The organism is Novosphingobium sp. 63-713, from assembly GCF_001898925.1.
Classification (GTDB): domain Bacteria; phylum Pseudomonadota; class Alphaproteobacteria; order Sphingomonadales; family Sphingomonadaceae; genus Novosphingobium.
In genome coordinates, this window is sequence record NZ_MKVS01000047.1 from 354728 (window position 1) to 365620 (window position 10893).

9 protein-coding genes are annotated in these 10893 nt (G+C 64.4%); 2 read left to right on the forward strand and 7 right to left on the reverse strand.

Annotated features, from left to right (window positions below; translation table 11 throughout):
• Positions 1–49: 49 nt before the first annotated feature.
• Genes metH through BGP00_RS20120 form a run of 4 tightly spaced genes read right to left on the reverse strand, consistent with a single transcriptional unit; the run spans position 50 to position 5683 of the window.
• Positions 50–2650, reverse strand: a complete 2601-nt coding sequence (gene metH, locus BGP00_RS20105; RefSeq protein WP_292688492.1) for a methionine synthase — start codon at positions 2648–2650, stop codon at positions 50–52.
• A 15-nt stretch (positions 2651–2665) separates the two neighbouring features.
• Positions 2666–3724, reverse strand: coding sequence for a homocysteine S-methyltransferase family protein (locus BGP00_RS20110; RefSeq protein WP_292688493.1), 1059 nt, complete (start codon positions 3722–3724; stop codon positions 2666–2668).
• 1 nt (position 3725) lies between these two features.
• Positions 3726–4673 (reverse strand): methylenetetrahydrofolate reductase [NAD(P)H], encoded by a 948-nt coding sequence (gene metF / locus BGP00_RS20115; RefSeq protein WP_292688494.1) that lies wholly within the window; start codon positions 4671–4673, stop codon positions 3726–3728.
• A complete protein-coding gene (locus tag BGP00_RS20120; RefSeq protein WP_292688495.1) occupies positions 4670–5683 on the reverse strand; it encodes a metalloregulator ArsR/SmtB family transcription factor in 1014 nt (337 codons plus the stop codon). Before BGP00_RS20120 ends, metF begins: the two co-directional genes overlap by 4 nt.
• Positions 5684–5849: 166 nt before the next feature.
• On the opposite strand from BGP00_RS20120, the gene BGP00_RS20125 reads away from it, so the two are divergent.
• Together BGP00_RS20125 and arfB are read left to right on the forward strand one after the other, a co-directional pair.
• A complete protein-coding gene (locus BGP00_RS20125) occupies positions 5850–6161 on the forward strand; it encodes a hypothetical protein (RefSeq protein WP_168603422.1) in 312 nt (103 codons plus the stop codon).
• A 220-nt stretch (positions 6162–6381) separates the two neighbouring features.
• On the forward strand, positions 6382–6804 hold the full coding sequence (gene arfB, locus BGP00_RS20130) for an alternative ribosome rescue aminoacyl-tRNA hydrolase ArfB (RefSeq protein WP_292689206.1): 423 nt from the start codon (positions 6382–6384) through the stop codon (positions 6802–6804).
• A 257-nt stretch (positions 6805–7061) separates the two neighbouring features.
• On the opposite strand, the gene BGP00_RS20135 is transcribed toward arfB, so the two are convergent.
• Genes BGP00_RS20135 through pabB form a run of 3 tightly spaced genes read right to left on the reverse strand, consistent with a single transcriptional unit; the run spans position 7062 to position 10820 of the window.
• On the reverse strand, positions 7062–7766 hold the full coding sequence (locus tag BGP00_RS20135) for an RluA family pseudouridine synthase (RefSeq protein ID WP_168603423.1): 705 nt from the start codon (positions 7764–7766) through the stop codon (positions 7062–7064).
• Between the two features lie 14 nt (positions 7767–7780).
• Entirely contained in the window at positions 7781–8959 is a 1179-nt protein-coding gene (locus BGP00_RS20140) for a pyridoxal phosphate-dependent aminotransferase (protein ID WP_292688498.1), read from the reverse strand.
• A 10-nt stretch (positions 8960–8969) separates the two neighbouring features.
• Positions 8970–10820, reverse strand: a complete 1851-nt coding sequence (pabB, locus tag BGP00_RS20145) for an aminodeoxychorismate synthase component I (protein WP_292688500.1) — start codon at positions 10818–10820, stop codon at positions 8970–8972.
• Between the last annotated feature and the right edge of the window lie 73 nt (positions 10821–10893).

Consider the following 10893-nt stretch of genomic DNA (forward strand, 5'->3'; position numbering starts at 1 on the left):
AAAGCGTTGCCTCGTCGGGTGGAAATCACCTCACGCTCAGGAAAACGCCTTAATCGAGATTGGGCCGCAGCCAGCGGCGGGTTTCCTCGATGGTCTGGCCGCGCCGCTCGGCATAATCGGCCAACTGGTCCTCGCCGATGGTGGCGACGCCGAAATACTGGCTTTCGGGATGGGCGAAGTAGAAGCCGCTGACCGCTGCGGTGGGCAGCATGGCCTGCGATTCGGTCAGCACCAGCCCGGCATTGTCGCCCGCCTTGAGCAGATCGAACAGGATCGGCTTCAACGTATGGTCCGGGCAGGCCGGATAGCCGGGCGCCGGGCGGATGCCGCGATATTGCTCGCGGATCAGCGCCTCATTGGTCAATTGCTCGCCCTGCGCATAAGCCCAGAGGTCGCGGCGGACATGGGCATGCATGCGTTCGGCAAATGCCTCGGCAAAGCGGTCGGCCAGCGCCTTCAAAAGGATATCGCTGTAATCATCATGGTCCGCCTTGAAGCGTTCCAGATGCGGCTCGATCCCATGGATGCCCACGGCAAAGCCGCCCAGCCAGTCGTCGGACGTATCGATGAAGTCGGACAGGCAGAAATTGGCGCGGCCCCGGCTCTTGATGAACTGCTGGCGTAGCATGGGCAGGCGCGTGCCATCGTCGAGCAGAATGTCGTCGCCCTCGCGGTGCGCAGGCCAGAAGGCGCAGACGCCGCGTGCGGTCAGCCACTTTTCCTCGATGATCCGCTTCAGCATCTTCTGCGCATCGGCATAAAGGCTGCGCGCCGATTCCCCGACGATCTCGTCCTCCAGAATCGCCGGATAGGTGCCCGCCAGTTCCCATGCGCGGAAGAAAGGCGTCCAGTCGATATAATCGGCCAGATCCGTCAGGCTCCAGTCGTCATAGCGATGCAGGCCCGGTTGCAACGGGGCCGGGGCCTTTTGCGCGGGGTCGATCACGAAAGCATTGGCGCGCGCGTCCGCAATGGACAGCAGTTTGGAACCGCCCTTGCCCGCGCGCGCGATGCGCACCGCTTCATATTCATCGGCCGTTGCCGCGATAAACCCTTCGGCCTGCGTATCCGAGAGCAATTGGCTGGCCACGCCCACCGCACGGCTGGCGTCCAGCACATGCACCACCGGCCCGTCATAGGCCGGATCGATGCGCAGCGCGGTGTGAACCTTCGAGGTCGTCGCCCCGCCGATGAGCAGCGGGATCGTCATCCCCGCGCGCTGCATTTCCTCGGCCACGGTCACCATTTCGTCGAGCGAGGGCGTGATCAGGCCCGACAGCCCGATGATGTCGACCTCTTCCTTCTGGGCCGTCTCGATGATCCTGCTCCACGGCACCATCACGCCAAGGTCGATCACCTCATAGCCGTTGCATTGCAGGACTACGCCGACGATGTTCTTGCCGATGTCGTGGACGTCGCCCTTGACCGTGGCCATGATGATCCGGCCCTTGGCCTTGGCGCCTTCTTCTTTGGCGGCCTCGATAAAGGGGATGAGGTGTGCGACCGCCTTTTTCATCACGCGCGCCGATTTCACCACCTGTGGCAGGAACATCTGGCCCGAGCCGAACAGATCGCCCACGCGGTTCATGCCCGCCATCAGCGGCCCCTCGATCACCTCGATCGGGCGGGCGTGCAGCAGACGGGCCTCTTCGGTATCCTCGACGATATAGGCGTCGATGCCCTTGACCAGCGCATGTTCGAGACGCTTGACGACATCATAGGAGCGCCATTCCTCGGCCTCCTTTTCCGCCGCCTTGTCCTTGCCCTTGAAACTTTCAGCCAGTGCGATCAGCCGCTCGGTCGCGGTCAGCTCGCCCTCAACAGGACGCATCAGGATCACATCCTCGACCGCCTCGCGCAGCGCCGGGTCGATCTGGTCATAGATATCGATCTGGCCCGCATTGACGATGGCCATGTCCATGCCCGCCGGAATGGCGTGATACAGGAACACCGAGTGCATCGCCCGGCGCACCGGCTCATTGCCGCGGAAAGAGAAGGACAGGTTCGACAGGCCGCCGCTGATATGGACATGCGGACAGGCCGCCTTGATGTCGCGACACGCCTCGATGAAGTCGAGCGCATAGCGGTCGTGCTCCTCGATGCCGGTGGCGACGGCAAAGACATTGGGGTCGAAGATGATGTCCTCAGGCGGGAAACCATTCTCGGTCAGCAGCTTGTAGGCGCGGCAGCAGATTTCCACCTTGCGCTCGCGCGTGTCGGCCTGGCCCTTTTCGTCAAAGGCCATGACCACCACGGCGGCGCCATAATCCATGCATTTGCGCGCCTGCGCGAGGAAAGCTTCCTCGCCTTCCTTCATGCTGATCGAATTGACGATCGGCTTGCCCGACACGCATTTCAGCCCCGCCTCGATCACGTCCCACTTGGAACTGTCGATCATGATCGGCACGCGGGCGATGTCGGGTTCGGACGCGATCAGCTTCAGATAGGTCGTCATCGCCGCATGGGCGTCGAGCAGGCCCTCGTCCATGTTGACGTCGATGATCTGCGCGCCATTATCGACCTGCTGGCGCGCAACCTCGATGGCCTTGGCGTAATCGCCCGCAAGAATCAGCTTTTTGAACGCCGCCGAGCCGGTGACATTGGTGCGCTCGCCCACATTGACGAAACGGGCGGAGGATTGAGTTGTCATCGAAAATTCCAGCGATCAGGCAAAGATAAAGGGTTCAAGACCGGCAAGGCGCGTCACCGGCGTCAAGGCAGGCAATTGCCGCGAGGGCAGCCCGTCCACCGCGCGCGCCATGGCCGCAATATGCGCAGGCGTCGAACCGCAGCATCCGCCAAGGATGTTGACCTGTCCGGCATCCGCCCATTCCTTGACCAGGCCCGCCGTGGTTTCGGGCAATTCGTCATAGGCGCCCAGCTCATTGGGCAGGCCCGCATTGGGATAGACCATGATCAGCGTATCGGCGATTTCCGACAAAGCCTTGACATGCGGGCGCAATTGCGTGGCGCCGAACGAACAGTTCAGCCCGATGGTGACAGGCCGCGCATGGCGCACCGCCCACCAGAAAGCCTCGACCGTATGGCCCGACAGATTGCGGCCCGACAGATCGGTCAGCGTCATGGACAGCATGATCGGGATTTCCCGACCCAGCTTCTGTTCGACATGGCGCACGGCCATGATGCCCGCCTTGGCGTTCAATGTATCGAACACCGTCTCGATCAGGATGAAATCCGCGCCCCCTTCAACCAGCGCCTCAACCTGCTCGGCATAGACATCGACCAGATGGTCCCAGTCGATCTCGCGGAAGCCGGGATCGTTGACGTCGGGGCTGAGCGAGAGCGTCTTGTTCGTCGGCCCGATGGCGCCCGCGACGAAACGAGGGCGCCCGTCCTTTGCAGTGAATTCATCGGCCACGCGGCGGGCCAGCTTGGCGCTCTCCACGTTGATTTCGCGCACCAGATGTTCCGCGCCATAATCGGCCTGCGAAATGCGGTTGGCGGAAAAGGTGTTGGTTTCGGCAATATCGGCCCCGGCGGCGAAATAGGCGCGGTGGATCGCCTCGGGCACTTCCGGCTTGGTCAGCGCGAGGATGTCATTATTGCCCTTCTGATCGTGGCTCAGGCCCAGGTTGCCCGCATAATCGGCCTCGGACAGGCCGTAATTCTGGATTTCGGTGCCAAAGGCGCCATCGGTGATGAGGATGCGGCCAGCGGCCTGTTCGAGCAGGGCCTTGCGGGCAGCAGAGGGAATCAGGGACATATCAGGCAGCCTTTTCTTGGACCGTGCGGACGGGGTTGGGGCGAACCCCCAGCAGATGGCAGATGGCATAGGACAGTTCGGCGCGGTTGAGCGTGTAGAAGTGGAAATCACGCACCCCGCCCGCATAGAGCTTGCGGCAGAATTCGGCGGCAATCGTGGCCGCCACCAGCGCGCGCGCCGGGGGGTGGGTATCGAGCCCGGCAAACAGGCCCTCCATCCACGCCGGGATCGCCGCCCCGCAGGCATCGGCGAATTTGCGCGTCTGGGCGAAGTTCGACACCGGCAGGATGCCGGGCAGCACCGGCGCATCAATCCCGGCGGCGGCCAGACGGTCGCGGAAGCGGAAGAAGGTTTCCGGCTCGAAGAAGAACTGGCTGATCGCGCGGGTCGCGCCTGCGTCAAGCTTGCGCTTCAGATTGTCGATATCGGCGTCGACATCGGCCGAATCGGGGTGCTTTTCCGGATAGGCGGCCACCGAAATCTCGAACGGCGCGACGCGCTTCAAGCCCGCCACCAGATCGGCGGCATTCTGATACCCCTGCGGATGCGGAACGAAAGGCGCGCCCGGCTGGCCCATATCCCCGCGCAGCGCGACGATATGGCGAACCCCCGCCTCCCAGTATGCCTCGGCCACGGCATTCACCTCGGCCTTGCTGGCGTCCACACAGGTCAGATGCGCGGCGGCGGGCAGGCGGGCCTCGGAAATGATGCGCGCCACCGTGCCATGGGTGCGATCCCGCGTGGTGCCGCCCGCGCCATAGGTGACCGAGACAAAGGCCGGATCGAGCGGGGCCAGCGTTTCCACCACTTCCCACAATTGCGCCATCATCGCATCGCTCTTGGGCGGAAAGAATTCGAACGATACGCGAATATCGCCCGGCAGCCCGGCAAACAGCGGCGCGTCCAGCGCCTTGCGGGCCTCGTTCAGCGCTTCATAGCTGGCGTTCATGCGGAAACCTTTGCATTGCTTGGGGCGGTGCCTGCGTTTTCGGGCAGGCGGCGCCCGGTCCAGATCTTGACGGTCAATTGCCCGCCGTTCAGCGCGAGGGGCGCATCGGCGGAAAATCCTGCGGCGGCGAACCATTGCGCCATCTGCTCGTCGGAAAAGCCGAGGCGGGCATGGGCATGGCGTTCACGCAATTCCTCATGGGCATGGGCGGCCAGATCGACGATGGCCAGACATGCGCCGGGCCGGGCCACGCGCGCGGCCTGGGCCAGCACGGCCTCGGGCGCCTGCGCATAATGCAGCACCTGATGCATCAGCAGCGTGTCAAACGCGGCATCCGCAAAGGGCAGAGCGGCAAAATCGCCCTGCACCAGATCGACCTTGCCCGCGGGCAGATCCTGCAGCCGGGTGCGTGCGATGCGCAGCATGTCGGGGCTCTTGTCCAGCGCGGTGACATGGGCGGCGCGGGGCGCGAAACATTGCGCCATCCGCCCGGTGCCGGTGCCGATATCCAGCAATTGACCCAGCGAGGCAGGCAGCAGGCGGCCCAACGCTTCCTCCACCGGCTCGTCGGGGCTGAGCAGCGAACGGATCTGATCCCATTCCTCGGCATGGCGGGCGAAATATTGGGCCGAAGCCGCTTCGCGCCCGGCGCGGATCGCGGCCAGTCGGCGGCGGTCCTCGGCGCATTGGGTGGCGAAATCTGCGTCCTCATCCTCGGCGGCGGCCAGCAGGCGGGCGCTGGCGGCGCGCAAAGACAGGCGACTCGATGGGCCATCGGCGGCAAATGGGGCGATCTTGAGGAACACCCAGCTGCCCTCCTTGCGCCTTTCGGCAAGGCCCGCATCGCACAGGATCTTTACATGGCGCGACACGCGCGGCTGGCTCTGCCCCAAGACCTGCGCCAGCTCGCCCACGGCCAGCTCCATCGCGGCCAGCAGGCGCATGATGCGCAGCCGCGTGGGATCGGCCAGCGCGCGCAAAAGAGGGTCGATGAGCAGGTTCTGTGTCATGGCTGGCACGGCATATAAAGATATCTTTATATGATTACAACTACTACCACGATAGGAATGTTTGCTGGGGCGCAAAGGGCGCTCTGCCCGCCATTCGCGCTTGCCTTTTGGGCGCGCGGGCCTACCTAATAGGTCCAGTTTTTAGCCCCATGACGTGAGGATTTCCATGATTTCGCAACGCCAACGCGCTCTTGCCTTTGCTGTTGTCGCCTCGCTGGCGGTGGCCGCCTGCGGCAGTTCGGACAAGGCCGCCGACGCGGTGACGCCGGAAAACGTGGAAATGCCCGCCGAATCGGCGCTGGCCCCGGTTGATGCCGCGCCTGCGGCGGATTCGGCCGCCGCCGCCACATCCACCGCCCCCACCACCACCGAGGGTGTTGCCGCCGCCGCAGGCCAGGCCGCCGCCGATGTGGCCGCCGCCGCCGCCGCCGCAGGCGCCGACATCAGCCCGACCCCGACGCCCGCCAAGAAGCCCTGATTTTTGATAAAAAATGACCCGGACAAGGGGGATGCCTTGTCCGGGTCAGTTCGATGGCGTGGTATCGCAAAACCACCAGCCCATCGGGTCGCTGAACAAGTGTTAATGTTGGCCCTGACCCACCGCATCCCATGATCATGGTATAAAAGAAATTTTATACGTGTCGGCCCGCGGATGCCCGGTGCTGGACGGGGCCCCCGCCCTTGCCTATTACGTCTCCATGCCGCGCATCCCCGTCACCCGCTCGATCAGCCTCGATGAAAGCGAACTCGTCGAAAGCACGACCCGCTCCTCCGGGCCGGGCGGACAGCATGTGAACACCACAGACAGCGCGGTGATCCTCAAATTTGATGTCGCGGCCTCGCCCTCGCTGCCCGATGCGGTCAAATACCGCCTCGCGCGCATCGCCGGTTCGCGCATGACGGCCGAGGGCGTGATCGTGCTGCGCTCTGAAGGCTCCCGCTCGCAACTGGCGAACCGGCAGGATGTGCGCGCCCGCCTGATCGCGATGATCGTCGAGGCGACCTTTGTCCCCAAGGCCCGTAAGGCCACCAAGCCCACCAAAGCCTCGCAAACCCGGCGCATGGATGGGAAATCGCGCCGTTCCTCGGTGAAGGCGGGGCGGGGGAAGTGGAAGGAATGAAGGCTTTAGGGAGTTATGCCTCCGGCGGGCAAAGGGACTTGTCCCTTTGCAATCCCGTTCATTGGGTTGTGTGCCGGTTCAGATGTGGGTGATTGGTTTTTTAAAGCCTGCGGCGCGGCGAAGTGGCGCTGGTTGGCGCCGCAGGCTTTCAAATTTTGACGCTGCGTCCAAAGCTTAACGCTGAACCCTTGGCGCAACGAAAACATTAATGGGATTGCAAAGGGCCCCCGCCCTTTGCCCGCCGGAGGCATAATGCCTCACTCCCCCTGATCTTCCTCGCCCTGCTGTTCCCAAACCTTCGCCAAATCCATCCCTTCCTCAAATCCCAATTCGATGAAATCCTCAGGGAGAGGCGCCACGGCATGGATCGGCGGCTTGCCCTCGCGCAGGACGGTCAGCTCGACCGCGTGAAGCATCGTGCGCGCCGCGCCCGTGCCGTCGCCATAGATCGGATCGCCCACCAGCGCCGCGCCGAGGCCCTTTTGCGCATGGACGCGGATCTGGTGGGTGCGGCCCGTTTCGGGGCGGAATTCGACCAGCGTCATCCCGTCCACTTCGGCGATCTTGCGCCAGTGGGTGACGGCGGGCTTGCCTTCGTGCGAGGCGACGATCCGCCAACCGCCATATTTGCTCGAGGTTTTGAGCAGGTTGAGCGAAATCGTGCCCGATTCCTTGCGCACCGGGCCATTGACCACGCCAAGGTAGCGCTTGGACACCACGCGCGCCTCAAAGGCAGCGCAGAATCGCTTATGCGCCTTGGGATTGCGCGCCAGCAGGAGGCAGCCCGACGTGTCCTGATCGAGGCGGTGGACCGGCAGCGGTTCACGCGCAAAGCCAAGGCGCAGATCGGGAAGGAAATCTTCCAGAGCCACGCCGCCCTTGCGCGGACGGTCGAGGGGCAAGCCGGCGGGCTTGTTGACGATCAGCGCTTCGCCGTCTTCAAACAGGATGGGAATGTTCATGCCCACCCCATAGATCATTTGAGGGCCGAAGCAATCCGGGCGAAGGCCTGCGTCAGTTTCGCCTCATCGGCGGCGAAGGAGATGCGGAAACCGGCAAAGCCGCAATGCGCGCCGCCAAAGGCGCTGGCCGCGACAATCGCCACGCCGTTTTCCAGCAGATGCATGGCCAGCGCCTCATCATCGCCAAAGCGGGGCATCAGGGGCGCGGCATCAATCATGCAATAGAACGCGCCATCGGGGATGGGGGTGGACAGGCCGGGAATCGCATTGATTGCCTCGACGCACAGATCGCGCCGCGCCCGGAATTTCTCGCGCCAGTCGAGCAGGAATTCCTGCGGCCCTTCAAACGCGGCCACGGCGCCCGCCTGTGAGATCGAGCAGGCATTGCCCGAAACATGGCTTTGCAAACGCCCCATCGCGCCGATCAGCCATTCCGGCCCCGCCGCCACGCCAATGCGCAGCCCGGTCATCGCATGGCTCTTCGACACGCCCGAAACGGTCAGCACGCGGTTCGCCAGATCGGGGCATTCGACCGCCAGCGTGGCATGGACCCCGTCCTTATACCGCAGCGGCGCGTAAATATCGTCGCTCAGTACCAGCACCTGGGGATGGCGGCGCAGCACCTCGCCCAGCGCCTGCAAATCCGCCGCGCTGTAGGTCGCGCCCGTCGGATTGCCGGGGCTGTTGAGCAGCAGCCAGCGGGTCTTCGGCGTAATCGCGGCGGCCAGAGCATCGGCCGAGAGCCGGAAACCATCCGCCGCATAAGTCGCCACCGGCACCACGCTGGCCCCTGAAAAGCGCACGATTTCGGGATAGGACACCCACCATGGCGCGGGGATCAGCACGTCATCGCCCGGATTGAGCGTGGCCATCAGTGCGAGAAAGATCGACTGCTTCCCGCCCGAGGACACCAGCACCTGCGAAGGCACGACCTTCAGCCCCAGATCGCGCTCATAATGCAGCGCCGAGGCGCGCCGCAGCGCCGCCGTTCCGGCCACCGCCGTATAGCGCGTGTCACCCGCATCCAGCGCATCCTTCATCGCGGCCACCACATGGGGCGGGGTCGGGAAATCCGGCTCGCCCACGGACAGCGAGATGATGTCGCGGCCTTCCTCGCGCAGCGCGATGGCGCGGTCGGTCATGGCGTTGGTGCGCGAGGGCTGGATGCGCGAGAGGGCCTGAGAGATGTTCATGGAAAGCGCGTTAAGCGCAAAGCTGCGCCCGCATCAAGCCGCGCAGGCCGTTGCCGATAAAGAATCCCTCCTCCAGATCCTCCAGCGTCAATTCCGCCTCACGCGCGCGCCCTTCCTCGATCAGCGTCCGGCGCAAAACCCCAGGCAGCAGGCCCAGCGCCAAAGGCGGCGTCAACAGCACCCCGTCGCGTTCGACAAAGACGCTGGTGAAACAGCCTTCGGTCACCAGCCCATCGTCGCGGACAAAGATCGCCTCCTTCGCGCCCTCGGCCCGCGCCGCGCGCAGGCCCGCGTCATAGAACCAGCGGTCGGATGTCTTGTGCCGCAGCCGCCAGTCGCCCGTATCCAGCGGGATCGGCAGCGCGATCACCGGCACCGGCCCGGCCGTGTCCAAAGGTGCGGGCAAAGGCCCGACCTCGACACTGACCGCCCCGCTGCGCCCCAGCACGAGGCGCAGGCGCGAGGGCTTTTCCACCTCGAAACACAGCGCATGGATGGCATTGCGCGCGCCGTGGCGGTCAAAGGAAAAGCCCAGTTCGCCAGCGCTTTCCTTCATCCGCTCCAGATGCGCCTCCAGCAGAGGCACGCCTGCTTCTGGATCAAAGGCCATGGTCTCGATCAGATCGAAGGCCGCAATCCTCTTGTCCGGCGCTGGCTGATGCACGAAACCCCCTTTGACCAGACATTCCCGCCATTCGTCGATGGCATGCGAATCCGCCACCACCGCCGACCCCACGCCCAGCACCGCTTTCCCATCAGGCGCGAGACGCAAAGAGCGGATTGCCACATTGAATGCCGCGCATCCAGTGGAATTACCGGGCGTTGGCGGGTCGATATGGCCCAGAGATCCGCAATAGATCCCGCGCGGATCGCGTTCATGGGCATGGATCAATTCCATCGCGCGGATTTTTGGCGCGCCCGTCACCGATCCGCAGGGAAACAGCGCCCGGATCACATCAACCAAAGAGCGTCCCTCCTCCAGCCGCGCCGTTACGGTGGAGACCATCTGATGCACGGTGGGATAGGATTCGATGGCAAAGGGCGCGTCCACCCGCACGCTGCCCGCATCGCTGACGCGGGCGATGTCATTGCGCATAAGATCAAGGATCATCAGATTTTCCGAACGATCCTTGATGCTTTCGACCAGTTCGCGCGCCAATGCCGCATCGGCATCGGGCGTCGCGCCGCGCGGGCGGGTGCCCTTCATTGGCTTGGCGCGCAAATCCCGCCCCTGCGCCGCAAAGAACAATTCGGGCGAGAGGCTGAGCAGCCAGTATTGCCCGTCGAACAGGATGCCGCCATGGCCGCCCCCGCCGCTGCTGCGCAATTGGGCATAGAGCGCCAGCGGATCGCCGGCCCATGGCCCGGCCAGCGGAAAGGTGAAATTGGCCTGATAGATGTCGCCCGCCCGAATCGCTTCGGCAATATGGCCAAAGGCGGCGGCATAGGCCCCCGGCCCGATGGCGGGCACCATGGGGCCGATCCGGGGCGCTGGATCATGCGCGGCATGCCCGGCCAGCCATTGCTCCACCTGCGCGCCCGACATATCCTGCCAGCCATCAAAGGCCCCCATCCACACCAGCGGCCCATCGGCCCCGCTGCGCGCCGCGGCCAGAGGGGCGAGGCGCGGCTCCAGCGCCAACCCTGCCTCATAGCCGAAATGGCCCGCGCAGGCATAACCCTGCGCGATCAGTGCCTCGATCCGGGCCAGCGCCGGGGCGACCTCTTCGGGCCGCCGCGCGACGATGATCTCGCGGGGATTGGTATAGAGCCGAGCACAGCCTTGTTCTCCGGCCCGCGCGTCGTCGAGCAGAACAAAGGGCGCGTCACGACGCCGGTCGTTTCTTATGGAATCTCCCATGATGCGCGGCTTCTAGCGATGTCGGGCCAAGGTTGCAAAAACCCTTTGTTCGACGGGCATCCGTGATGCGCTT

Coding starts and splice junctions, on each gene's coding strand:
- BGP00_RS20120 (WP_292688495.1), bottom strand. CDS start 5,683: ATGACACAGAACCTGCTCATCGACCCTCTTTTGCGCGCGCTGGCCGAT.
- arfB (WP_292689206.1), top strand. CDS start 6,382: ATGCCGCGCATCCCCGTCACCCGCTCGATCAGCCTCGATGAAAGCGAA.
- metF (WP_292688494.1), bottom strand. CDS start 4,673: ATGAACGCCAGCTATGAAGCGCTGAACGAGGCCCGCAAGGCGCTGGAC.
- BGP00_RS20110 (WP_292688493.1), bottom strand. CDS start 3,724: ATGTCCCTGATTCCCTCTGCTGCCCGCAAGGCCCTGCTCGAACAGGCC.
- BGP00_RS20135 (WP_168603423.1), bottom strand. CDS start 7,766: ATGAACATTCCCATCCTGTTTGAAGACGGCGAAGCGCTGATCGTCAAC.
- metH (WP_292688492.1), bottom strand. CDS start 2,650: ATGACAACTCAATCCTCCGCCCGTTTCGTCAATGTGGGCGAGCGCACC.
- pabB (WP_292688500.1), bottom strand. CDS start 10,820: ATGGGAGATTCCATAAGAAACGACCGGCGTCGTGACGCGCCCTTTGTT.
- BGP00_RS20140 (WP_292688498.1), bottom strand. CDS start 8,959: ATGAACATCTCTCAGGCCCTCTCGCGCATCCAGCCCTCGCGCACCAAC.
- BGP00_RS20125 (WP_168603422.1), top strand. CDS start 5,850: ATGATTTCGCAACGCCAACGCGCTCTTGCCTTTGCTGTTGTCGCCTCG.